Source organism: Sphingomonas sp. (assembly GCF_050725575.1).
GTDB lineage: Bacteria > Pseudomonadota > Alphaproteobacteria > Sphingomonadales > Sphingomonadaceae > Sphingomonas.
Genome location: NZ_JBOHHW010000045.1, coordinates 18,149 through 40,872 on the forward strand (window position 1 = coordinate 18,149; position 22,724 = coordinate 40,872).

Sequence of the window (22,724 nt, forward strand, 5' to 3'; positions counted from 1 at the left end):
GGGAGAGATATGGGACACCGGTTGTGCCGTATCTTCGGTATATAAAATTATAGAATATACAGTTATTTCAATGAGTTAATATGTATATGCCGTTGAAATCCATATTTGCCATCATCATGACGACGTTCGCGTGCAGCGCGGCGCAAGGGCATGGGACAATGGTCGACGGCAAGATCATCGGGCCGCCGTCACAGGATTTGCGGCGCAACCTGGCTGCAGCCGCCAATGACTATCTTCGCGACCTGCCCGTGGTCAAAGGCTCGGAAATTTCCGATGAAATCGCCCTTCCCGGCGCGCGAAAAATGCATGCTGTCTGTGTACGCTGGAGATCGTCAGGCCGGGCGCGCGGCAACCCCGGCCTTTCCCCGATGTTCGTGACCATCACCGGCGGCTGGCTCGCCGAAACCGCGTGGCGGAACGACCCCCGTTGCCGGGATCCGAGGCTGAGATACCACCCCTTTCCCGAGATGCGCTGACTGCCTTGCGCCCCCGCAAGCAAGACGCCGCACTGAGAGAGACCGGGGTTATTGCACCTGTCGCTGAAACCGCACAGAAACCAGTGACGCAAAGCCTGCCCGGCCTGACCTTCACCCCATCCTCCCCAAGGGATCTGTCGATGCATGCTTCTCCATTGAAATATGCCGCTGCCGGCTTGCTGCTCTTTCTTGCCGCCGCGATGGCGCCGGCCCAATCCACACCGGACAGGCCGAAGGACGCGCACTGGGTCGCCGCCTGGGCCGCGGCGATGGACTCGCCCGGCCCGGCACTGCGGGCGCAGACGCTGCGCCAGATCGTCCGCCCCAGCATCGCCGGCGGCAGCGTGCGCATCCGCCTGTCCAATCTGTTCGGCGCTGCGCCCCTGACCGTCGGCGCGGTGCGCGTGGCCCGGCGCGCCGACGGATCGGCGATCCAGCCGGCAAGCGACCGCGCGGTCACCTTCAGCGGCAAGCCGATAGTGACCATTGCCAAAGGCGACGCCGTGCTCAGCGATCCCGTAGCCTTGCCGGTGGCCGCATTCGAGGAACTCGCGGTCAGCCTGTATCTGCCGAACGGCGCGGCGACATCGACCATCCACAGCGTCGGCAACCAGACCGTCTATATCGTGCCGGCGCACGATATGACCGCGGCGGCGACTTTTCCCGCGGGCGAAACCGACGACAGCCGCTATTTCCTCAGCGATGTCGAGGTCGCCGCCGGTGCCGGCGCACGCGTCATCGTGGCGCTGGGCGATTCGATCACCGACGGGGTCGGTTCGACCGAAGAGCGCAACGCGCGCTGGCCCGATGCGCTCGCCGCGCGGTTGCAGGCCGACCCGAAACTCGCCGCGATTGCCGTCGTCAACGCCGGCGTCGCCGGCAATCGCATTCTCAACGACGCCGACAAACCCTATCGCGGCCCGAGTTCGCTCAACCGTTTCGACCGCGACGCGCTCGACAAGCCCGGCGTGCGCTGGATCATATTGCTGCAAGGCGGCAATGACATTTCCGCCGGCGAGGTGCTGACCTCAAGCAAGGCGAAAGTGTCGGCAGAGCAAATCATCGGCGGCATGAAAGTGCTGATCGAGCGCGCGCATGCCAAGGGCGTCAGGGTGATCGGCGCCACCCTGCTGCCCAAGGGCGGCACGACATTTCCAAAAGCGCCCTCGCCAGCGGCCGAAGCCAAGCGCCAGGCGGTCAATGCCTGGATTCGCGGTGGCGGCGGGTTCGACGCCGTGGTCGATTTCGAGCGGGTGATGCGCGACCCCGCTCAGCCGGATCGCCTGTTACCGGCTTACGACAGCGGCGATCATCTGCATCCCAATGACGATGGCTATCGGGCAATGGCAGCGGCGATCGATCTGAACCTGCTGACGCAATAGCGATAGTGGGCGGCCACAAGCCGCGCGCTCAGCCGAGCAGCGAGGGACTGAGCAGCAACAGCATCTTCACATCGATCGCCATGCCCTCGGCGCGTCTGGCGGTGACGAACGCCGGCAGATCGTTCAGCGCGACACGGTGAACGACGATATTCTCGTCCGGCGTGCCGCCACCGGCGCTGACACGCTCGAGCCCGGTTGCACGCACCAGGGTGAAACCTTCGCTGACCAGCCCGGGCGATGACTGGAACTGGCCAAGCGATTCGACATGAGCGGGACGATAGCCCGTTTCTTCCTCCAGCTCGCGCGCGGCCGAGGTCTCGATGCTCTCGCCTTCATCCTCGTCACCGACCAGCCCCGCCGGCAGCTCCAGGCACAGCCGGCCCAGCGGCACGCGAAACTGTTCGACCAGGATGACATGGCCATCGTCGATCGCCAGGATCACCGCCGCCTGGATATCGCGCGTGCGCGAGACATATTCCCATTTGCCGCGTTTCTTCACGGCGATGAAACGGCCCTCCCAGGCCGTTTCGACGGGTTCGTCGCTCATAATTCGATCAGCCTGTCGGGAAGTTCGTTGCGGTCGCCTTCGGTCTTGGGGAAATGCTCGGCGACAATCGCGCCGATCGCCGCGACCGCCGCGGCCATGCCCTCGCCGGGCTGGCCGACCCGCACCTTATCGACCAGCGCCGCCATCGCATCGCCCCAGCGCTCCGGCGGCACGACCTTATGGATCGCCTCATCCGCGACGATCTCGGCGATATGTTCGTCGAGCGAGAGAAACAGCATGATGCCGACCCGCGCCTGGGTGCGGCGTTCCGCCCCGACCTTGAAATACTGCACCGCGCGCCGGCGGACGCGGCGCGCGCGCGTCGCCTTTGGGGTGAGCGCCAGCCGTAGCGGCGTCCAGGCCAGGGCATAGCGTATGACCAGGAACGTGACCGTTTCGACAATCAGGATCGCGAAGACGAGATTCGCCGGATTGGGCTGGCGCTCCCAGCCATTGGAGAACCAGCCCAGCCGTTCTTCCACACCCCCCGGATTGAGGCCGACCAGGGCGATGACGAGGAGCATGCCGGCCAGGGCATAGTGGAGCGCGACATCGTGATAGGAATCGGACTGATTGGCGACGATCGTCACGATCTCGCCATCGGTGCCGGCCTCCGCCCTGGCGACGGCCGCCGTCACCATGGCATGATCGGCCTCGGTCAGTTTCGCACGCACCATCACCAATCCCCCGACGCGCCGCCGCCACCGAATGAGCCGCCGCCGCCGCCCGAGAAACCGCCGCCGCCCCAGCCGCCGCTGTCGCTGGACGATCCGCCCCCCCAGCTGCCGCCGCTGCTGCCCCAGCCGCCGCCGGAGGATCCCCCGCCCAGATCCGGGCCCCAAAGGATCACCGGGGCATGACCGCCCTGATAGCGGCGCCCGCGCTTGCCGCCACGCATCGCCGACAGGGCAATGAAGCCGATCACGAAAATCCAGAAGATCAGCATGAACGGAATGCCGCCATTGTCGTTCTTAGGCGCGCGATGGGCCTTGTCGAACGCGGCGATCGCCGCATCGGTGCGCGCCTTGGCTTCCTCGGGCGACGCGCGAAGTTGCGCAATGATCGCATCGGTCCCCGCCGTCATCGCACCGGGGATGTCGCCGGATTTCAGCCGGGGCAGCATTTGATCGTCGATGATGTAGCCCGACAGCGCATCCGTCAGGATCGGCTCCAGGCCATAACCGACTTCAAGCCGGGGCCCGCGCCGGCCCGGCGGATTATTGGGCGCGATGAACAGGATGGCGCCATTGTTGACGTCGTTCAGCCCGACACCCCAGGCACGCCCGAGCCGCGTGCCATAGTCGTCGAGCGGATAATCTTGCGTATCGGCTATCGTCGCCACGATCAGCTGGCGCTTGGTGTCCTTTTGCAGCGCCGCGAGCTTTGCCGTGAGGGCCGCCTCGGTCTCGGGCGGCAGCACATTCGCTGCATCGACGACAAATCCCGTGAATTTCGGGAAAGTCTGCGCGGCCGCCGGGCTCGCCCCGACCAGCATGATGCCGATCAGGACAAGCAGATGACGAAGGATGCGCATGCCGCGATTCCCTTGTCGTGCGGGCGTCAGTTGGTGTTCCCGAAATCGACCGTCGGGTTGGCTTCCGCGCCGGGTGCCGCCTGGAACGGAACGATCGGCTTGGCACCATAGAAAATCTTCGCGCCGATCGCGTCGGGGAAGGTACGGATGCGGGTGTTATAAGCCTGCACCGCGACGTTGTAATCGCGCACGCTGTTCTTGATGCGGCTGTTGCTGCCCTCGATCTCACGAATCAGGGTGCGGTAATTCTCCTGGCTCTTGAGATCGGGATACGCCTCGACAGTTGCCAGCAAACGGCTGAGCGAGCCCGTCACCGCACCCTGGGCTGCCTGAAACTGCGCAACCTTGGCCGGATCCGTCAGCTGATCCGCGGTCACCTGGACTGACGTCGCTTTGGATCGCGCCTCGATCACATCGGTCAGGATCTTGCCCTCGGAGGCCGAGCCGCCTTTGACCGTTGCGACGATATTGGGGATGGTATCGCTGCGGCGCTGATAGTCGGCCTGCACATCGGCCCACTTCGCCTTCACATTCTCCTCCGCCGTCGGAACGCTATTGATCCCGCAGCCGGCCAACATCACGGCCAGACCAATGGTGGCGCCGAAAGTGATAGGGACACGAAACGTCATGATAAATCTCTCCAGCCCTTGCGCCGCCATCATACTCGACTAGCCTTGCCGGGCGGAAGCTAAATCGGATGGAGGTGCACCGTGTTCAAGGAGTTCAAGGCATTCATCGCCCGCGGCAACGTGCTCGACCTCGCCGTCGCGGTCATCATCGGCGCGGCGTTCGGCAAGATCGTCACCTCGTTGACCGACGATCTGATCATGCCGGTGATCGGCAAGATCTTCGGCGGTCTCGATTTCTCCAGCTATTTCGTCGTGCTGGGCAAAGTGCCCGACGCGCTGGTGGGATCATCCGATTATGCCGCGCTGAAAAAGGCCGGCGTTTCGGTGTTCGGCTATGGCGCGTTCATCACCGCGGCGGTCAATTTCCTGATCCTCGCCTTCATCATCTTCATGCTGATCCGTGCGGTGAACCGGCTGATGCCCAGGCCCGACGAAGCGCCTGCGGCCGAGCCGGCCGATATCGCACTGCTGCGTGAAATCAGGGACGAGTTGAAGAAGAAGTCGGTTTAACCCTGTCTGCCAAATCTCCTTCTTGCCCCTCCTTTTATGGGAGGGGAGAAGGAGAAGCTGACATTTGATCTAATGCAGCCTCAAGCCGCCGCGAGATCCTCGGCGACCGCATCGGCGAGGCTCGTACCGTCGAGGATCCGCGCGGTTTCGTCGCGGACCCGCGCCATCGCGATGCGGATCGCGCAGCTCGTCTCGTCCTTGCAATCCTTGCACGGGCGATACGCGGTGCGGCTGACGCATGGCACCAGCGCAAGCGGCCCTTCGATCACACGGATGATCTCGCCGAGCGAAATCAGGTGCGTCGGGCGCGACAGGCAATAGCCGCCCATCTTGCCGCGATGGCTGTGCAGGAAACCCGCCTCGCGCAAGTCGGCGAGGATCAGTTCGAGGAACTTGCGTGGGACATTGGCTGCGGCCGCGATCCGGTTCATCGGGATCGGCGGCCCCCCGGCAGGGGCTTCAGCGAGAAAGAGCATGGCGCGAAGCGCGTAACGGGAACGCTGAGTCAACATGATACTATAGTCCATGCACCCGATTTGTGGCGAGCGAAAGGCCCAGCCGGGCTTTTCTTTGGATTCTAACGCCCTATATTGGCGGAGTCGAAGGTTCGCCGGAGACTATGGTGATAAATGGCGGCGTATAATAGACGCAACGGACCCGGGGGCAGTACCCGGCGGCTCCACCACAACCGGCCCTTTCAGGACCGGTCATGACGGGGCCGAAGCAGGATCGACGTGTGTTCAAAGGCGCTGTTTTTGCCCGGGCTGAGTAACCCGTTCAAGGCTCAAAACCACAAGTGCTAACGATAACGAAGCACTCGCGATTGCCGCGTAAACCGGTCCTCACGGACTAGTTTACTAAGGACGAAAGCGCGGTTCGGACCGCACCGGGCAACAGAAGCGGAAACCAGCGGTACGGGGGGCACCGGGCAACAGAAGCCCCCCACTTCCTTCTCCTATCTGGCCTCTCCTATCGGCCCCATTGCCGTGTGGCGAAGGCGCGCGTGCCCAGGATCAGCACGGCGATCATCACTGCCTCGACAATCATCGGCGTGACGCTGGTCGGGACGGCCCCGTCCGCGATAATGGTGACGCAGCGCCCGGTCAGCCCGATCGCGAACATGATGATCGGCACCGCCAGCGGCGCGGCGCGGCGATTCCAGGCACCGTACAGCGCGAACAGCCCGCCCGTTACGAACAGGGCGGTGAAATCGGCGCGGATCGTCGCGAGCCCCTGGACTCCGTGCGCGGCAACGAAGAATTTTCCCGCCATGTCGGCCGGCCTGATCAGGAAAGCGAAGCCCAGCACGAGGTTGAACAGCCCGACCAGCATCACGGCCGCGCGAATTGCCTGCTTCATCCCGTCATCTCCATAAGGCTTGTGCGATATTATGGCATTGCTAGTGCCGATTTATTGCCTCATGCTAAGTCTAGGACAAAATAGCGGGGAGCGGGATGAAAAAGCGCACCAGGGCGTTGATCGCATCCGTCGCCCTCCAGTTCATTGCCGGCATAGGCCTGACAGCGGCCGCACCGGCGCCGCGCACACCGCCAGCCCCGCCAAAGCCGCCCAATATCGTCCTGCTGCTCGCCGACGACTGGGGCTTTAGCGATGTCGGCAGCTTCGGCAGCGAGATCCGCACCCCCAATATCGACGACCTCGCCGCCAAAGGCGTGCGGTTCAGCAATTTTCATGTCGCCGGATCCTGTTCGCCCACGCGCGCAATGCTGCAGACCGGGGTCGGCAATCACCGCGCGGGGCTGGGCAATATGCCCGAGACGATCCCGCCCGCCCATATCGGCAAGCCCGGCTATGACACGGTGTTGAACGACCGCGTGGTGACGATCGCACAGCTGCTCCATAACGCGAAGTACCGCACCTATTTCACCGGCAAATGGCATCTCGGCCGGACCCCGGCCAAATTGCCGCACGCGCGCGGCTATGACCGCGCCTTTGCGCTGGCCGATGCCGGCGCGGACAATTTCGAGGATAAGCCGATCCACGGCCTGTACGACAAGGCCGACTGGACCGAGAATGGCATGCCCGCCGCCTTGCCCAAGGGCTATTATTCATCGACCTTCGTGGTCGACAAGGCGATCGAGTATATCGATGGCGGCCGCGACACGGGCAAGCCGTTCTTCGCTTCGATCAACTTCCTCGCCAATCATATCCCGGTCCAGGCGCCCGACGCCTATATCGCGCGTTATGCCCAGGCCTATCGCGGCGGGTGGAGCGCGGTGCGCGCGGCGCGGCGCCAGCGCGCGATCGATCTCGGCATCATGCCAGCCACGCCGATGGCGACGATGGCCGACACGAAGGACTGGGCCGCGCTGACGCTGGCCGATCGCACCGCCCAGGCCCGCGCCATGGCCGCCTATGGCGCGATGGCCGAGGCGGCGGATCATGAGATCGGGCGGTTGGTCGCACACCTCAAAGCGACTGGCGAGTATGACAATACCGTCTTCGTCTTCCTGTCGGACAATGGGCCCGAACCGACCGATCCGCGCAACCGGCTGCTCAACCGGCTGGTGCTTGGCACCTATTACGACTTCGACCCCGCGCATGCCGGGCAGCGCGGCACGATGACCTATCTCGGCGCGAGCTGGGCCAGCGCCGCGGCGGCGCCACTCAACGGGTATAAGTTTACCGCTTACGAGGGCGGGCTGCGCGTGCCGCTGATCATTGCCTGGCCCGGCAATCCGGCGATCAGGCCGGGCCGGATCGCCGGCAGCTTCACCTATGTCACCGATCTGCCGCCGACCCTGCTCGCGCTGGCCGGACTCGGACCCCAGGGACCGCGCTATCGCGGCCGGGCGGTCGAGCCGATGACCGGCACCAACCTGATGCCGATCCTCGCGGGGCAGGCCGCGCCACTGCGCGACCAGCCGCTCGGCTATGAACTGTCAGGCAATGCCGCGCTGTTCCGCGGCGACTACAAACTCGTCCGCAACCTGCCGCCAGGCGGCGACGGGCGTTGGCAATTATTCGACATCGCGCATGACCCGGGCGAAACGCGCGACCTCGCCCGGGCCGACCCGGCGCGATTCCAGGCGATGCAGGCCGATTACCGCGCCTTTGCCGCGCGCGACCAGGTGCTGCCGATGCCCGCCGGCTATACCGCCGATCAGCAAATCAACGACAATGCCTTCCGCCACACCGCGTTGCCGAAGATCAGGCGGGCCGTGCCATGGCTGCTGCTGATCCTGGCGAGCCTGGGCGGTGGGCTCTACTGGTTGGTCAGGCGCTGCCGCGCACGAAATCGATGAACGCCTTCGACACACTGGCGGCCTGAGCTCTACCGTCCGCCGATCCAGGTTGCGAGTGGCTGACCCTCTTCGCTCAGCGCAACCAGATCGGCGCGCGCGCCGACCGCGATCCGCCCATGGCTTGCCGCGAGTCCCAGGAAATCGGCGGGATTGCGGCTCGCCATGATCAGCGCCTCGGCGAGGGTCGTGCCGATCATGTCGCGCGTGTTGCGCACCGTTTGCGCCATATCGAGGTCCGATCCGGCGAGCGTGCCATCATCATTGACGCACACCCCGTCAATCACCTCGACACGGTGGCCCTGCAGGATGAAGCTCTTGTCGACCTGCCCGACGCTCGGCATCGCATCGGTCACCAGCATGATCCGGTCCTGCTTGGCACGCAGCGCGACGCGCATCGTCGCGGGATGGACATGCCGCCCGTCGACGATCAGCCCGCACCACGAACCCCGGTCGTCAAGCGCAGCGCCGACCGCGCCGGGCTCGCGCGAGGTCAGCGGCGACATCGCGTTGAACAGGTGGGTGAAGCCGGTCAGCCCATGGTCGAGCGCGGCGCGGATATCGTCATAGCTGCCATCGGTATGCCCCGCCGCGACGATCACGCCCGCCGCGACGAGCCGCGCGATCATCGCCGGCGAGGTCTTTTCGGGCGCCAGCGTGACCAGGGTGCGGCCGCGCGTCAGCCCGGTGACGGTCGCAAATCCGTCCTCATCCAGGACGATGATCTTGTCGGGGTCATGAATGCCCTTGCGATCGATATTGAGGAACGGGCCCTCGATATGGATGCCGAGCACGCCGGGCACGCCTGCTTCGATCGCCGCATCGACCGCGCGCACGCCGTCGCGCACCGTGGCGAGATCGTCGCTGATCAATGTCGGCAGGAACCCTGTGGTGCCGAAGCGGCGATGCGCTGCGCCGATCGTCGCGATCGTCTCGACCGTCGGCGCATCGTTGAACAGCACGCCGCCGCCGCCATTGACTTGCGTATCGATAAAGCCCGGCGCGAGGATGGCGCCGCCCAGATCATGGCGCTCGGCCGATGCCGGTATCTCGGCCTCGGGAACGATGGCGACGATATGCGCGCCCTCGACGATCACCGCCAGGCCGGCCACCAGCGCCTCGTCGATCAGGGTGCGGCAGTTGAAGAATGCGATCGGCATCAGACGGTTTCGGTCACTTTGCGAAGATTGGGCGGGCGATCCGGATCATGGCCGCGCCGCACGGAGAGCGCATTGACCGCACGGTAGAAGGACTGGATCTGCAGCATCGGCTGGATCGCCGACGGTGCATTGACCGAGGGCAGGGTGACCGCACCGGCAATCTCGATCCCGGCGCAGAATACCGTACCACCGCGCGACACCGCTTCGGCGACCAGCGCATCGACGCCCTTACCGGTCTCGTCGTCCTGGCGGAACACGAGCAACGGGAAATCCGGGCCGACCAGCGCCATCGGCCCATGCCGCACCTCGGCCGCGCTGAACGCCTCGGCATGCAGGCCGCAGGTTTCCTTGAACTTCAGCGCCGCTTCCTGCGCGATGCCGAGCCCGAGCCCGCGCCCGATCACATAAAGGCCGCGCGACTCGGCCAGCCCGTCGACCAGCGGCGTCCAGTCCGCTTGCCAGGACTGCGCGAGCAAAGCCGGTGCGGCATCGAGCGCGGCCGAGAGTTCGGCATCTTCGGCCCAGGCCGAGACGAGATCGAGGATCGCGGCCAGCGCGGCGATATAGCTTTTGGTCGCCGCCACGCTGCGCTCGGGTCCGGCCCGAAGCGGCAGGGGCGCATCGGCCAGTTCGGCGAGCGGCGAAGTCGCATCATTGACCATCGCCGCCAGATAGGCGCCGCCCGCACGCCCGGCCTCGACCACGCTGAGCAGATCCGGGCTACGCCCCGACTGCGAAATGGCGAGCAGCAGCGTGTCGTCGAGCTGCTGCTGTGCATGATAGACCGAGCTGATCGACGGCGCCGCCGAAGTCACCGGCACGCCGACCACCGTTTCGATGAGATATTTGGCAAAGGTCGCCGCATGGTCGGAACTGCCGCGCGCGCAGGTCGAGACCGCACGCGGGGGTTTGGCGCGGAGCCGAGTCGCCAGCGCAGCGATCACCGCCACATTCGCAGCCCGCTGCCGCGCGACCACCGCGCTCGCCTCGGCGGCTTCGGCGAACATCAATGTCGAGTCGGGGAGGATCGTCATGCCAGCGCGTTCAACTCTGCAACAAAATCATACGCGTCGCCACGATACCAGCTGTGCGTCGTCTCGATCGCGCGCCCGTCCTCGAGGAAGCTGCGCCGTTCGATGAACAGCCCCGGCGCGCCGGCCTGGATTTCGAGCAGTTTCGCCTGCTCGGCGTTGAACAGCACCGCACGCAACCGCTGCAGCGCGCGCACCGGACGATGCCCGGCGGCTTCAAGCGCAGCATAGAGCGACACGCCGACCATATCGAGCCCGGGCAGGCCGAAGCCCGGTATGGTCGAATATTCCAGCGCCATCGGCTGTTCGTCGGCGTAGCGGATGCGGTGGAAGCGGAACACCCGCGATCCGGGGCTCAGCCCGAGCGTCAGCGATTCGTCCGAATTCACCGCTCCCTCGGCCTGCGTGATCCATTCGCTGCGCGAGGTGCGGCCGCGCGCCGCCATGTCCTCGGAGAAGGAAGTGAGCTTGGAGAATTGCTTCTCCACCCGCCCGCCGACAAAAGTGCCCGCACCCTGGCGCCGGGTCAGCATGCCATCGGCGACCAGCCCGTCGATCGCCTTGCGCACGGTGATTCGCGAAATGCCGAATTCGGTCGCGATATCGCGTTCCGGCGGCAATGCTTCCTGCGGCTTGAGCGCGCCTCCCTCGATCCCGCGGCGCAACGCATCCTGCATCTGCTGGTAGAGCGGGGCCCGGACGCTGTCGTCCAGCACGCCGATCTTTTCGGCCAGATTCATAAGCTAAGCATCCCCACTCTCTGGCCCATATCCCGACGCCATGTCTCGCCGGCACGGATCCTTATAAGACCAATTAAATACCAGTTTCCACAACAAAATGACCATTTTGGATGCCATCCTGCAAAAAAGATGCTTGACGCTGTCATTGGTATGAAACATGTTCTGTGAATTGGTCTGTGATTGGTAGTCAATTGGCACCGTCAGATCGAATCAGGGCAAGGGCATGGGGAGATCGGCAATGACCGTTATACGACTTCTGGCAGCATCGGTGAGTTCGTTCGCATTGGCCGCGACTGCCCAGGCGCAGGATATTCAGACACAGCAGGCACAGACCGTCGACGCGTCAAGTGCCGCGGCATCCCAGAGCGAGACGGAAAACAGTGACGACATTGTTGTCACCGGTTTTCGCGCTTCGCTGGAAGCATCGATCAACGCCAAGCGCGACGCCAGCGCGATCATCGATTCGGTTTCGGCCGAGGATGTCGGCAAGTTTCCCAACAACAATGTCGCCGAGGCGCTGACGCTGGTTCCCGGTGTCACCGTCGATCGTCAATTCGGCCAGGGCGAGAAGGTCTCGATCCTCGGCACCGACCCCGCGCTCAACCGCACGTTGCTCAACGGCCAGACGGTCGCCTCCGCTGACTGGTTCATCCTCGATTCGCCGGGCCGTACATTCAACTATGCGTTGCTCGCGCCGCAACTTGTCGGACGCGTCGATATCTATAAATCACCCGAACCGCGCATCGACGAGGGGTCGATCGGCGGCACCGTCAACGTCACCACCCGCAAGCCGCTGGACTTGAAGCCGTTCACCATCGCCGGCTCGCTCGGCTATCTGTTCAACGACCGTTCCAAAAAGGGCGATGTCCAGGGGTCGGCGCTGGTCAGCTGGCACAATGAGGCCGGCACCATCGGCATCATCGCCTCGTTCCAGCGCGCCAAGGATCGGCTGCGCCGCGACGGCCTGGAAACCTATGGCACGATCACCGCCGACTTCTGGGCCGGCAAGAACGATGCCGGGGCGGATTCGCGCAACAACAACTGCACCGGCGCTTGCGCCACCACTCTGACCGCCAATCCCGGCGCCAAGAGCCCGAATGCGTTCGGCACCTCCTATTTCGAACAGGACCGCGAGCGCCTGACCTATTCGGCCGGAATACAGTTCAAGCCGGTCGACCAGCTGACCCTCGGGTTCGACTGGCTCAAGATCGACGCCACCTATAACAACCTCAATCAGTCGATGTACGCCTTCCAGGGCAATACCTGGAACAGCGCGGGCGCGCTGAGCGGGATCGAGGTGAGGGACGGCATCGTCACCAAGGTGACGATGAAAAACGCGCTGAGCGTGCTCGACGCACAATATCGCACCGCGGAGATGCATTCGAACACCTATCACGGCAGCGCCAAATGGGATGGCGGCAGCTGGGATCTGAATGTCGAGGGCGGTTATTCCAAAGCCGATGGCGGCACCAAGCGCCAGGTCTTCCTCGAATTCCTCAACTGGGCCGACTATAGCGTGGATCTCAGCGGTGCGCCCAAATCACCCGGCGTCCTCAGCTATACCGGCAATGTGCAGGGCAATCCGGCCGCGTTCACCACCGATCCGGGCTGGGGCGGCAACATGGTCGACAAGCCGACCAGCGACAAGGAGCGCTACGGCCAGGCCGATCTCGGCTTTAACTTCGACGGCGCAATCAAGCGCCTCGCGTTCGGCTATAAATATCGCAAACATACCGCGGCTCAGAATTATGCCGGCGTCACCATTGCCGGTGTGGCGGCATCCGCATCCCTGTTTGATCCGCGCCAGGTGCGCGACAATTATCTGTCCGGCTTTAACGGCGTGAATGATCAGATGACTGGCCGCTTTCACATCGATGGCCCGACAATGGTCAATTATATCAACAGCGGCAAATGGCTGCCGTCCGGCGCGCCCTTCCCGACGCCGTCGCCCTTCGCGGCGCCGGAGTTCGCCGCCGGCAACTGGCAGATCGATGAGACGATCAACGCGGCCTATGGCCAGGTCGACTTCGACGCCGGTTGGCTCCGTGGCAATTTCGGCGTGCGTTATGCCAAGACCGGCACTGACAGCGCCGGGTTTGTCTGCACATCCGGCACGCCGTGCAACGCACCGTCCAACTGGGTCTGGCAGAAGACGAGCCGCAGCTATGAAAATGTGCTGCCGAGCTTCAATCTCATTGCCGATCTGCAGAAGGACCTGATATTCCGCGTTGCCGGGGCGCAAGTCATCGCACGGCCGAATTATGCCGACATGACCAATTTCTTCTGGCTATCGGATCAGATCCTGACCGGCGAGGGCGGCAATCCCAATCTCAAACCGTATCGATCGGACAATTTCAACGCCTCGCTCGAATATTATTTCGCGCCGCGGGCAATCGTGTCGGGTGAGATATTCTTCAAGCATATCAGCGACTATATCCTGAAGCAGACCGCGCCTGAGCAATATTTCAACCTGTCGCAAAACCGGGTCACAACCTATCAGATCAGCCGTCCGTACAATGCCGGCTCGGCCAATGTGAAAGGCTTCGCCGTCGCTTATCAGCAGAGTCTGGCACTCGGCCTCGGCATCCTGGCGAATTACACCTATTCCGACGCCAAGGGGAGGAACGGTGCCGATTTGCCTTACAATTCACGGCATCAGGTTAGCCTCAGCCCATTTTTCGAGCGTGGTCCGGTCGCGCTGCGGGCAACCTATACCTGGCGGTCGAAATATTTCACTGCGATCGATCGCGGCGATCAGATGTATGTCCGCGCCACCGACAATGTCGATGCGTCGGCGACATATAATTTCACGAAGAATGTCGGGCTGACCCTGTCAGGGATGAACCTGACCGACAGCCAATATTATGCCTATGCCAATACGCCGAGCCTGCCACGCGGTGTGTACAAGAGCGGGCGCAAGTTCCTGGCCACGGTCAACGTCAACTACTGATCCATATAGGAAGACCGGGCGGCGGATTCGGAAACCTGGTTTCCCCGCCGCCCTTTCTTTTGCCTGCGTGATATGGCCGTGCAGCGGCGATTGAGCGGCGGACGAAACCGCCTAAGCTTGGCCTTCATCGATTCCGGGAGCAGACGCTTGAGACATACCAGCTGCTTGTTGCCCGCGCTGTTGGCCGGGGCCTTGACCTTCATCCCCGGCGCCATCGCGCAGCCGGTCGCCCTGCTCCCCGCACCGCAATCGCTGACCACCGCTGAGGGCGGCTTCACGCTGACCGCGACCAGCGGCATCGCCATCCCGTCCGGCGATGCCGGCGCGCGCAACGCCGCCGATCGCCTGGCCGAACTTCTGCCGCGCACCGGCGGGCCAAATCTCAGCATCAAGCCCGGCGGCACGATCCGCTTCGAGCGGGTGCCCGGCATCGCCGCCGAAGGCTATCGCCTCATCACCTCATCCAGCGGCGCGACGATCAGCGCGAGCGACGATGCCGGCCTGCTCTACGGCGCGGTGACATTGTGGCAGCTCGCCCGCCCCGGCACGGCCGGCACCTTCATTCCCGCCGTCGTCATCACCGATGCACCGCGCTTCCGCTGGCGCGGGCTGATGCTCGACAGCGCGCGGCATTTCCAGTCGCCCGAATTCGTCAAGCGCCTGCTCGACACGATGGCGGCGAACAAGCTCAACACATTCCACTGGCACCTGGTCGACGATCAGGGTTGGCGCATCGAGATCAAGAAATATCCCCGGCTGACCGGGGTCAGCGCCTGGCGCCTTCCCGCAACCGCGCCCGGCGCACCGCCGCTGCCGCGCATCGGCGGCTTCTACACGCAAGAACAGATTCGCGAGATCGTCGCCTATGCCGGCAAGCGCGGCATCACTGTGGTGCCCGAGATCGAAATGCCCGGCCATGCGCTGAGCGCAATCCGTGCTTATCCCGGCCTCGGCATGGGCGTGCCGCTGCCCAAGGGCGTGGAGAGCGACTGGGGCGTCTTTCCCTGGCTCTACAATACCGACGAGCCGACCTTCACGTTCCTCGAGAACGTGCTCGACGAGGTCATGACGCTGTTTCCGTCGCGTTACATCCATGTCGGCGGCGACGAAGCGGTGAAAGACCAGTGGAAGGCTTCGCCCAAAATCCAGGTACAGATGAAATCGCTCGGCATCACCAGCGAGGACAAGTTGCAGAGCTGGTTCGTCCAGCGCATCGGCCGCTATCTCGCGGCGCATGACCGGCGGCTGATCGGCTGGGACGAGATCCTCGACGGCGGCATCACGCCGGACGCAACGGTGATGTCGTGGCGCGGCATCGATGGCGCCGTCGCCGCCGCCAAGGCCGGGCATGACGCCGTACTGTCACCCGCGCCGATCCTCTATCTCAATCACCGCCAGGGCGTGACCGCCGCCGAAGGAACCGGGCGCGGCGAGCTGATCACGCTGGCCCAGGTCTATGCGTTCGACCCCGCACCCGCCTCGATCCCGGCCGAGCAGCAACGCCATATCCTGGGCGTGCAGGGCAATTTATGGACAGAGCATGCCCGTACTGAAGCCGCCGCCGCTGCGGCGATCTTCCCGCGCGGCGCGGCGATCGCCGAACTCGGCTGGTCGAAGGCGCCAAGCGATTTCGGCGACTTCATCCGCCGCCTCGCCCCGCAAATGACGCGGCTGTCGGCGCTAGGCATTGAACCGGGCGCGGCCGTATTCCGTCCGGTCGCGACGCTGTCGCCTGATGGCAGGAAGGCCAGAGTGACCCTGTCCGGCCAGTCGGGCTTGCCGCTGCGCTATACGATCGACGGCACGCCCCCCAGCGGCACGTCTCCGCTCTATGGCGCCCCGCTCAGCCTGGCGATGCCGACCCGCCTGCGCGTCGCCAGCGTCCTCGACGGCACCGCGCAGCCCGGCGCAATCGACCTCAATGTCGATGCCAGGGCGGTCCGCCGCCGCGACGATACCGAGCTCAAGCTCTGCACTACGGGTATCGCGCTGCGCCTGGCCGATGACGCGCCGGCAAAGGGCCCGCGCGCGGCGTTCCTCACCGATATCGGCAATCCCTGCTGGATCTATCAGGCCGCACCGATGGACGGGGTGCGATCGATCGCAATTGATGTCGGCCAGATTCCGTTCAATTTCCAGATCGGCCATGACGCGGACAAGATCCGCTTCCGTCCTCCCGCCACGCCCGCCGGCGAAGTCGAGATTCGCGATGGCTGCGAAGGGCCGAAGCTTGCCGTGCTTCCGCTGGCGCCCGCCGCGCGGCGGCCTGGCGTGACGCGGCTGACCGCCTCGCTCAAGCCGATGAGCGGCGCGCATGACCTGTGCATCACCTATACCGCAAAGGGCGTGAACCCGCTCTGGGCGATCAGTGCGGTGCAGCTTGTGACCGCCCCGTGATCGTCCGCCTGCACGCGCCCATGACCGGCTGGGTATTGCCGCTCGACCAGGTACCCGACCCGGTCTTTGCCGACCGCATGATGGGTGACGGCTTCGCGATCGACCCGCTTGACGCCATGGTCCGCGCGCCGTGCGATGCGACCGTCATCGCGGTCGCGCCGACCCGGCATTCAGTGACTTTGCGGCTGGCCAATGATGCCGAGCTGCTGATCCATGTCGGCCTGGACACCGTCGCGCTGGCCGGGAACGGCTTCACCGCACAGGTGCGCGACGGCGAGGCGGTGACCCTCGGCCAGCCCTTGCTGCTGGTCGATCTCGATCCCGTCGCAGCGCAGGCGAAGAGCCTGATCACGCCGGTCACCGTGACCAGCGACGGCTATGCGGTGACCTTGCTGGCGATCGATACGAGCGTGACGGCCGGCGACGCGATCGCCGAGATCGCGCCAGTCGCAAGCGACGCGGCGGCCACCGATCTCGGCGAGGACACCGCGCATTGCACGATCCGCGTACCGCTCGCCAATGGCATTCATGCCCGCCCCGCCGCGCGGATCGTCGCCGCGCTGAAGCCGTTCACGGCTGAAGTGACGATCGTCGCGCACAGCCGCCCGGCCAATGCGCGCAGCATCGTCGCCTTGCTGTCGGCCGGCATCCGGCATGACGATGAAATCGCGATCGGCGCACGCGGCCCCGACGCCCGCGCCGCGATCGCCGCCATCGTCACGCTGATCGAACAGGGCATGGGCGAGGAGGCGCACGCCGCGGCTCAGGCGGCGCCCACTGCCGCTATTTCAGACGATGGCCTGATCCACGGCGTCCGCGCCGCGCCGGGTCTTGCGATCGGCCCGATCTTCCAGTTCCGCCCCGGCGATGTCGCGGTCACTGAGCGAGGCAGCGGAATCCCCGCCGAAACCGCCGCGCTGGATGCTGCACGTAACACGCTGCTCGCCGCCGCCGATGGAAAAGCCGGGGCGGGCGCGGATATTGCCGCCGCGCACCGCGCGCTGATCGAGGATCCGGAACTGCTTGGCGCGGCCCAGGGCCTGATCGCGCAGGGCAAGAGTGCTGGCTTTGCCTGGCGCGGTGCGATCCGTGGTCATGCCGAGGCAATCCGCGCCACCGGCGACCGGTTGCTGATCGAGCGCATTGCCGATCTGAAGGATATCGAGCGCCAGGTGATCGCATTGCTCACCGGTACCGAAGCGGCGCTGCCGATCCCGCCAAAGGGCGCGATCCTGGTCGCCGACGAATTACTGCCGTCGCACTTCGCGCCGCTGGCCGAGGCGGGAATCGCCGGCATCTGCACTGCGTTCGGCGGCCCGACCGCGCATGCCTCGATCCTCGCCGCGTCGGCCGGCCTGCCGATGCTGGTCGCCGCCGGCGCGGCGGTCCTCGAGCTGAGCGACGGGCAGCAGGTCGTGCTTGATGCCGATCGCGGCGCGCTCAACCCCGCGCCCGACACCGCCACGATCGACGCCGTGACGGCCCGCCTTGCGCAGCGCACTGCGCGTGTCGCCGCCGAGGCCGCCGCCGCACTCGACCTGTGCGTGATGGCCGATGGCACGCGGATCGAAATCGTCGCCAATCTCGCCAATGCCGCCGAGGCGGCGCGCGCCATCGCGCTCGGCGCCGAGGGTTGCGGCCTGCTGCGCACCGAATTCCTGTTCCTCGATCGAGAGTCCGCACCCGACGAAGAAGAACAGCGCGCCGCCTATGCCGCGGTCGCCGCCGGCCTCGGCGGCCGCCCGCTGATCGTGCGCACGCTCGATATCGGCGGCGACAAGCCGGTCGCCTATCTGCCCTTTCCGCATGAGGACAATCCCGCGCTTGGCGCACGCGGCATCCGCTTCTCGCTCGCGCGGCCCGACCTGCTTGCGCAGCAGTTTCGCGCGATTCTTGCCGGCGTGCCGGCGGCGCAGTGCCGGATCATGCTGCCGATGGTGATCGATGCCGGCGAACTTGCCGCCGCGCGCACCATTCTCGACGACGCGCGTGCCGCGCTCGGCATCGATACGCCGGTCCCGCTTGGCGTGATGGTCGAAACCCCCGCCGCCGCGATGCTCGCCGCGAGCCTGGCGCGCGACGCGGATTTCCTGTCGATCGGCAGCAATGACCTGACGCAATATGCGCTCGCCGCCGATCGCGGCAATCCGGCGGTCGCTGCGAAAGTCGATGCGCTCCACCCCGCGGTGCTGCACCTGATCGCGCGTGCCGCCGAGGGCGCAAGGACGCATGGCCGCTGGCTCGGCGTGTGCGGCGGCATTGCGTCCGACCCGCTTGCCGCACCGATCCTGATCGGCCTCGGCGTAACCGAATTGTCGGCGACGCCCGCCGCCATCCCCGCGCTCAAGGCGGTGGTACGGCAGCTGACCTTGCCCGATTGCAAGGCGCTCGCCGAACGCGCGCTCGCCGCAGCGACTGCTGCTGAAGTCCGAACCCTGCTGGAAGGAGCCGCCTGATGCGCCTCGGTCTCGACCGTCTCCAGCCGCTCGGCCGCGCGCTGATGCTGCCGGTCGCCGTGCTGCCGGTGGCGGGGCTGCTGCTCCGCCTCGGCCAGTCCGACATGCTCAACATCGCCTTCATCGCCGCGGCAGGCCAGGCGATCTTCTCCAATCTCGGCCTGCTTTTCGCGATCGGCATCGCGGTCGGGCTGGCGCGCGAGAATAACGGCGCGGCGGGCCTCGCCGGTGCGGTCGCCTTCCTCGTCACGGTCGAGGGCGGCAAGGTGCTGCTCGCCGTCCCGCCCGAAGTGACCGCGGCATTCGCCGACCGGGCGACGCGCGATCTCGCCACCGCGGCGTGGAAGACCAAGGAACTGGCCAAGCTCAGCGTCCCCGCCGGTGTCCTGTCCGGGCTGGTCTCGGGCTGGCTCTATAATCGCTATTCCGGGATCAAGCTGCCCGATTATCTCGCCTTTTTCGGCGGCCGCCGCTTCGTGCCGATCGCCGCCGGGGTCGCCGGGCTGATTGGCGCGGCAGTCTTCGGGCTGGGCTTTCCGATCCTCGAAGGCGCGATCGACACGCTCAGCCGCTGGGTGGTCAGCGCCGGGCCGATCGGCCTGTTCGTCTATGGCGCGCTCAACCGGCTGCTGATCATCACCGGGCTGCACCATATCCTCAACAATATCGCCTGGTTCATCATTGGCGATTATCACGGCGCGACCGGCGACCTGAATCGCTTCTTCGCCCGCGACCCGAGCGCGGGCGCGTTCATGAGCGGCTATTTCCCAGTGATGATGTTCGGCCTGCCCGCCGCCTGCCTCGCCATGTACCGCTCGGCCCTGCCCGACCGGCGCAAGGCAGTCGGCGGCATGCTGCTCAGCCTCGCGCTCACCTCGCTGCTGACCGGCGTGACCGAGCCGATCGAATTCACCTTCATGTTCCTCGCGCCGATGCTCTACGTCCTGCACGCCGTGCTGACCGGCGTCGCGATGGTGGTGATGGATGCGCTTGGCGTCCGGCTCGGCTTCGGCTTTTCCGCCGGACTGTTCGACTATGTGCTCAACTATGGCCTGGCGACCCGGCCGCTGATGCTGTTCCCGATCGGGGCGGTCTATTTCGCAATCTATTATTTCACGTTCCGCTACTGCATCCGGCGCTTCAACCTGAAGACCCCGGGCCGCGAGACCGAACCTGCCGGTGCCAGCACCGCAGCGTCATCGTCGGACGATCAGGCGGTGGGGATCGTCCGTGCGCTGGGCGGGTCGGCCAATCTGGTGTCGATCGATGCCTGCACCACCAGGCTGCGGCTAAAGCTGGTCGATCCCGCGCGGGTCGATGAGGTGGCACTCAAGGCACTGGGTGCGCGCGGCGTGGTGCGGCCCGGCGGCACGGCGCTGCAGGTCGTGCTCGGCCCGATCGCCGATCGCGTCGCGGGCGAGATGCGCGCACTGTCGCAGGCGGCGGCGCCGGTCGCGGCGTCAGCGGCGCCCGAGCCGCTGCCAGCCGCGCCGGATGCGGCATGGGTCGCGGCATTCGGCGGCACGGCGAATGTCCTGGAATTGTCGATCAGTGCCGGCCGTGTCCGCGCCCGGGTCGCCGATCCGGCCGCGATCCAGCACGAGGCGATCAGCAAGGCCGCCCCGCGCGGCTGGAGCGAGGTTTCGCCTGGCGTGATCCACGCGCTGGTCGGCCAATAGAATCACCTACACCCCAACGTCCGCGATAGGTCAGTTCACGAACCAGAATCGTCACCCCCGGGGCCTGTTTCCGTGGTCTACAGGGTCGCGAAATCGCCGAGCGAAAATTGCCGTGGCGCGGTGGCCCCTGGAACAAGGCCGGGTGACGAACAGGGTGGCTCAACGTTCGAGGCGGCCGCAACATCGATTCAACCTCCCTGCCGATCATGGCAGCGTGGAGCCGGATAGGACTTCACGACGTCCCGTCCCGCTCTTTCTCATTGTTGGAAAAATGGGGACTGGTTCCTCGCCTGCTTTCCCGGCGCATAACAGCAATCGTCGATGCTGTTATGCGCTGTTCCGATGCTGTTATTGAATAACAGCATCGGTCGGGTTCAAGCTGTTGAAAATCGGTCAGTAATTTCGGCCAAAAATCCAACTTAACAGCATCGAAAAAAATATCAGCCGATTTACAGCATGAGCAGCAGCGAATCGGGGCCCCGACGCCCTCACGTCGCCAGCGCGTTACCCACCCCGATGATCACCGTCGACGCGATCAGGATCGCGATGCCGAGCCGCACGAGATTGCGCGTGCCCGCACTCGCCGACGCCCATTCGCGGAGCGCAAAGCCCCACAGGGTCGAGAACAGGATGATGCTCGCCATGTGCAGCGTCCAGGACGAGAAGCCGAAGCGCCCCATCTGGCTCTCGCCCATCGTGTAGAAGAAGAACTGGAAGTACCACAAAGTCCCGCCCAGCGCCGCGAGCAGATAATTGGCGCGCAACGGCACGGCTGTGGCCGGCGCTCCCTTCGCGGCACGGCCGACAAATTCCCCGGCGCTGCCATTGCGCAGGATCAGGATCAGGCACCACACCAGATTGGTGGTCAGACCACCAAGCAGCACGATGCACAGCACCGGCAGGCCTTGCCACAGCGGATCGGTGCCCGCCGCCAGCGTCAGCGCGCGGATCGGGTCACCCGCCTTGAGCCCAAAGGCAAAGCAGCTCGACATCACGCCGGAGAACAAGGCGATGGCCAGGCCACGCTTGAGATTGAACTCGACGACGCCGACCGTCGCGTCTCCGCCGCTCGTCTCGCGTTCCTTGGCCTGGCCGGCACGCGCGACGACCAGGATGCCAATCACCGCCACGGCAATGCCGAGCAAGGTCACTTGCCCGCTGTTCGTCGCAGCCAGTGCCCCCAGCGTGTTATTATAGATCGGCGGCCCAAGCGTACCAATCACCGTGGTCAGCCCCAGCGCCACCGCCATGCCCAGCGACAAGCCGAGATAGCGCATGGTGAGACCGAAGGTCAGCCCGCCAAGCCCCCAGCCCGCGCCCCAGAACCAGCACCAGAACAGGGTTTCAGGCGGCACCGCGCCGATCACGCCCAACAGGTCATGCGTCTGCAGGCTGGCGAACAGCCAGGGCATGATCAGCCAGCTGAACACGCCGCCGGTCAGCCAGAAAATCTCCCACGACCAGGATTTGATGCGCTTATAGGGAACGTAGAAGCTGGCCGAGGACAATCCCCCGATCCAGTGAAAGAACACGCCCAGCAACGGGTTACCGTCCATCATCCCCTCCGTTCAGTCTTTGACGAGAATATCGGGCGTGATCGCCGCGATGCTGGTGACGCCGGTCAGCGCCATCGCCACGCGCATCTCGGCAGCGACCAGGTCGAGGATGTGCGCGACGCCGCGCTCGCCTCCACCGGCCAGCGCATAGGCCCAGGCCCGGCCGAGCAGCACGCCGCGCGCGCCGAGCGCCAGCATGCGCACCACATCGAGCCCCGAGCGGATACCGCCATCGGCCAGCACGGTGAGCCGGTCGCCGACCGCTGCAGCAATTGCTGGCAGGGCGCGCGCGGTCGACGGCACGCCGTCGAGCTGCCGTCCGCCATGGTTCGACACGACGATCCCGTCCGCGCCGAGCGCGGCCGCCTCGCGCGCATCCTCGACATCGAGCAGCCCCTTGATGATCAGCGGCCC

The 22,724-nt window shown here is 65.3% G+C and carries 19 protein-coding genes and 1 other RNA gene; 9 read left to right on the forward strand and 11 right to left on the reverse strand.

The genetic code is table 11. From position 1 onward, the window contains the following. The first annotated feature begins 80 nt into the window (after nucleotides 1-80). Nucleotides 81-476, forward strand: a complete 396-nt coding sequence (locus tag ACRECS_RS21985) for a hypothetical protein (RefSeq protein ID WP_431585098.1) — start codon at nucleotides 81-83, stop codon at nucleotides 474-476. Nucleotides 477-616: 140 nt separating this feature from the next. Continuing rightward, a complete protein-coding gene (locus tag ACRECS_RS21990) occupies nucleotides 617-1,858 on the forward strand; it encodes an SGNH/GDSL hydrolase family protein (protein WP_431585099.1) in 1,242 nt (413 codons plus the stop codon). 28 nt (nucleotides 1,859-1,886) lie between these two features. Here ACRECS_RS21990 and ACRECS_RS21995 read toward each other — a convergent pair whose 3' ends face one another. Genes ACRECS_RS21995 through ACRECS_RS22010 form a run of 4 tightly spaced genes read right to left on the reverse strand, consistent with a single transcriptional unit; the run spans nucleotide 1,887 to nucleotide 4,568 of the window. Beyond that, the gene (locus tag ACRECS_RS21995) at nucleotides 1,887-2,405 is read right to left on the reverse strand and encodes an NUDIX hydrolase (RefSeq protein WP_431585100.1); all 519 of its coding nucleotides are present in this window, start codon (nucleotides 2,403-2,405) and stop codon (nucleotides 1,887-1,889) included. Further along, on the reverse strand, nucleotides 2,402-3,082 hold the full coding sequence (locus tag ACRECS_RS22000) for a TPM domain-containing protein (RefSeq protein ID WP_431585101.1): 681 nt from the start codon (nucleotides 3,080-3,082) through the stop codon (nucleotides 2,402-2,404). Before ACRECS_RS22000 ends, ACRECS_RS21995 begins: the two co-directional genes overlap by 4 nt. Then, nucleotides 3,082-3,939, reverse strand: a complete 858-nt coding sequence (locus ACRECS_RS22005; RefSeq protein ID WP_431585102.1) for a TPM domain-containing protein — start codon at nucleotides 3,937-3,939, stop codon at nucleotides 3,082-3,084. The genes ACRECS_RS22000 and ACRECS_RS22005 overlap by 1 nt, the downstream gene beginning before the upstream one ends. Nucleotides 3,940-3,965: 26 nt before the next feature. Continuing rightward, the gene (locus tag ACRECS_RS22010; protein ID WP_431585103.1) at nucleotides 3,966-4,568 is read right to left on the reverse strand and encodes a LemA family protein; all 603 of its coding nucleotides are present in this window, start codon (nucleotides 4,566-4,568) and stop codon (nucleotides 3,966-3,968) included. An 81-nt stretch (nucleotides 4,569-4,649) separates the two neighbouring features. Here ACRECS_RS22010 and mscL point away from each other — a divergent pair, with 81 nt between their 5' ends. Next, the gene (gene mscL, locus ACRECS_RS22015) at nucleotides 4,650-5,078 is read left to right on the forward strand and encodes a large conductance mechanosensitive channel protein MscL (RefSeq protein WP_431585104.1); all 429 of its coding nucleotides are present in this window, start codon (nucleotides 4,650-4,652) and stop codon (nucleotides 5,076-5,078) included. Between the two features lie 80 nt (nucleotides 5,079-5,158). Here the strand turns inward: mscL and ACRECS_RS22020 are convergent, their stop codons facing one another. Then, nucleotides 5,159-5,590, reverse strand: a complete 432-nt coding sequence (locus tag ACRECS_RS22020) for an RrF2 family transcriptional regulator (RefSeq protein WP_431585105.1) — start codon at nucleotides 5,588-5,590, stop codon at nucleotides 5,159-5,161. Nucleotides 5,591-5,638: 48 nt separating this feature from the next. Between ACRECS_RS22020 and ssrA the strand changes: the two genes are divergently transcribed. Beyond that, nucleotides 5,639-5,986: a transfer-messenger RNA gene (gene ssrA / locus ACRECS_RS22025) on the forward strand. A 61-nt stretch (nucleotides 5,987-6,047) separates the two neighbouring features. Here ssrA and ACRECS_RS22030 read toward each other — a convergent pair. Next, nucleotides 6,048-6,437 (reverse strand): DUF4345 family protein, encoded by a 390-nt coding sequence (locus ACRECS_RS22030; protein ID WP_431585106.1) that lies wholly within the window; start codon nucleotides 6,435-6,437, stop codon nucleotides 6,048-6,050. A gap of 95 nt (nucleotides 6,438-6,532) precedes the next feature. On the opposite strand from ACRECS_RS22030, the gene ACRECS_RS22035 reads away from it, so the two are divergent. Continuing rightward, nucleotides 6,533-8,344, forward strand: a complete 1,812-nt coding sequence (locus ACRECS_RS22035) for a sulfatase-like hydrolase/transferase (protein WP_431585107.1) — start codon at nucleotides 6,533-6,535, stop codon at nucleotides 8,342-8,344. A 29-nt stretch (nucleotides 8,345-8,373) separates the two neighbouring features. Here the strand turns inward: ACRECS_RS22035 and nagA are convergent, their stop codons facing one another. The 3 genes from nagA to ACRECS_RS22050 are packed head-to-tail and all read right to left on the reverse strand — an operon-like array spanning nucleotide 8,374 to nucleotide 11,272. Further along, nucleotides 8,374-9,501, reverse strand: coding sequence for an N-acetylglucosamine-6-phosphate deacetylase (gene nagA, locus ACRECS_RS22040; protein WP_431585108.1), 1,128 nt, complete (start codon nucleotides 9,499-9,501; stop codon nucleotides 8,374-8,376). Next, nucleotides 9,501-10,535 (reverse strand): SIS domain-containing protein, encoded by a 1,035-nt coding sequence (locus ACRECS_RS22045; protein ID WP_431585109.1) that lies wholly within the window; start codon nucleotides 10,533-10,535, stop codon nucleotides 9,501-9,503. The genes nagA and ACRECS_RS22045 overlap by 1 nt, the downstream gene beginning before the upstream one ends. Beyond that, a complete protein-coding gene (locus ACRECS_RS22050) occupies nucleotides 10,532-11,272 on the reverse strand; it encodes a GntR family transcriptional regulator (protein WP_431585110.1) in 741 nt (246 codons plus the stop codon). The genes ACRECS_RS22045 and ACRECS_RS22050 overlap by 4 nt, the downstream gene beginning before the upstream one ends. Before the next feature lie 238 nt (nucleotides 11,273-11,510). On the opposite strand from ACRECS_RS22050, the gene ACRECS_RS22055 reads away from it, so the two are divergent. The 4 genes from ACRECS_RS22055 to nagE all read left to right on the forward strand — a co-directional run bounded on the left by ACRECS_RS22055 (nucleotide 11,511) and on the right by nagE (nucleotide 20,754). After that, entirely contained in the window at nucleotides 11,511-14,222 is a 2,712-nt protein-coding gene (locus ACRECS_RS22055) for a TonB-dependent receptor (protein WP_431585111.1), read from the forward strand. Nucleotides 14,223-14,369: 147 nt separating this feature from the next. Beyond that, the gene (locus tag ACRECS_RS22060) at nucleotides 14,370-16,619 is read left to right on the forward strand and encodes a beta-N-acetylhexosaminidase (RefSeq protein ID WP_431585112.1); all 2,250 of its coding nucleotides are present in this window, start codon (nucleotides 14,370-14,372) and stop codon (nucleotides 16,617-16,619) included. Further along, nucleotides 16,616-19,075, forward strand: coding sequence for a phosphoenolpyruvate--protein phosphotransferase (ptsP, locus tag ACRECS_RS22065; RefSeq protein WP_431585113.1), 2,460 nt, complete (start codon nucleotides 16,616-16,618; stop codon nucleotides 19,073-19,075). The genes ACRECS_RS22060 and ptsP overlap by 4 nt, the downstream gene beginning before the upstream one ends. After that, nucleotides 19,075-20,754: an N-acetylglucosamine-specific PTS transporter subunit IIBC gene (gene nagE / locus ACRECS_RS22070; protein WP_431585114.1), complete on the forward strand. Its 1,680-nt coding sequence runs from the start codon at nucleotides 19,075-19,077 to the stop codon at nucleotides 20,752-20,754. Before ptsP ends, nagE begins: the two co-directional genes overlap by 1 nt. 488 nt (nucleotides 20,755-21,242) lie before the next feature. On the opposite strand, the gene rhaT is transcribed toward nagE, so the two are convergent. Both rhaT and ACRECS_RS22080 read right to left on the reverse strand, forming a co-directional pair. Next, nucleotides 21,243-22,310, reverse strand: coding sequence for an L-rhamnose/proton symporter RhaT (gene rhaT, locus ACRECS_RS22075; RefSeq protein ID WP_431585115.1), 1,068 nt, complete (start codon nucleotides 22,308-22,310; stop codon nucleotides 21,243-21,245). Nucleotides 22,311-22,322: 12 nt separating this feature from the next. Continuing rightward, nucleotides 22,323-22,724 (reverse strand): alpha-hydroxy-acid oxidizing protein (locus ACRECS_RS22080; RefSeq protein ID WP_431585116.1); only part of this gene is annotated, 402 nt, incomplete at its 5' end.

Excerpts from the sequence above, each read along its gene's own strand:
- ACRECS_RS21985 (WP_431585098.1), top strand. The coding sequence starts at position 81 with ATGTATATGCCGTTGAAATCCATATTTGCCATCATCATGACGACGTTC.
- ACRECS_RS21990 (WP_431585099.1), top strand. The coding sequence starts at position 617 with ATGCATGCTTCTCCATTGAAATATGCCGCTGCCGGCTTGCTGCTCTTT.
- ACRECS_RS21995 (WP_431585100.1), bottom strand. The coding sequence starts at position 2,405 with ATGAGCGACGAACCCGTCGAAACGGCCTGGGAGGGCCGTTTCATCGCC.
- ACRECS_RS22000 (WP_431585101.1), bottom strand. The coding sequence starts at position 3,082 with ATGGTGCGTGCGAAACTGACCGAGGCCGATCATGCCATGGTGACGGCG.
- ACRECS_RS22005 (WP_431585102.1), bottom strand. The coding sequence starts at position 3,939 with ATGCGCATCCTTCGTCATCTGCTTGTCCTGATCGGCATCATGCTGGTC.
- ACRECS_RS22010 (WP_431585103.1), bottom strand. The coding sequence starts at position 4,568 with ATGACGTTTCGTGTCCCTATCACTTTCGGCGCCACCATTGGTCTGGCC.
- ACRECS_RS22020 (WP_431585105.1), bottom strand. The coding sequence starts at position 5,590 with ATGTTGACTCAGCGTTCCCGTTACGCGCTTCGCGCCATGCTCTTTCTC.
- ACRECS_RS22030 (WP_431585106.1), bottom strand. The coding sequence starts at position 6,437 with ATGAAGCAGGCAATTCGCGCGGCCGTGATGCTGGTCGGGCTGTTCAAC.
- ACRECS_RS22035 (WP_431585107.1), top strand. The coding sequence starts at position 6,533 with ATGAAAAAGCGCACCAGGGCGTTGATCGCATCCGTCGCCCTCCAGTTC.
- nagA (WP_431585108.1), bottom strand. The coding sequence starts at position 9,501 with ATGCCGATCGCATTCTTCAACTGCCGCACCCTGATCGACGAGGCGCTG.
- ACRECS_RS22045 (WP_431585109.1), bottom strand. The coding sequence starts at position 10,535 with ATGACGATCCTCCCCGACTCGACATTGATGTTCGCCGAAGCCGCCGAG.
- ACRECS_RS22050 (WP_431585110.1), bottom strand. The coding sequence starts at position 11,272 with ATGAATCTGGCCGAAAAGATCGGCGTGCTGGACGACAGCGTCCGGGCC.
- ACRECS_RS22055 (WP_431585111.1), top strand. The coding sequence starts at position 11,511 with ATGACCGTTATACGACTTCTGGCAGCATCGGTGAGTTCGTTCGCATTG.
- nagE (WP_431585114.1), top strand. The coding sequence starts at position 19,075 with ATGCGCCTCGGTCTCGACCGTCTCCAGCCGCTCGGCCGCGCGCTGATG.
- rhaT (WP_431585115.1), bottom strand. The coding sequence starts at position 22,310 with ATGGACGGTAACCCGTTGCTGGGCGTGTTCTTTCACTGGATCGGGGGA.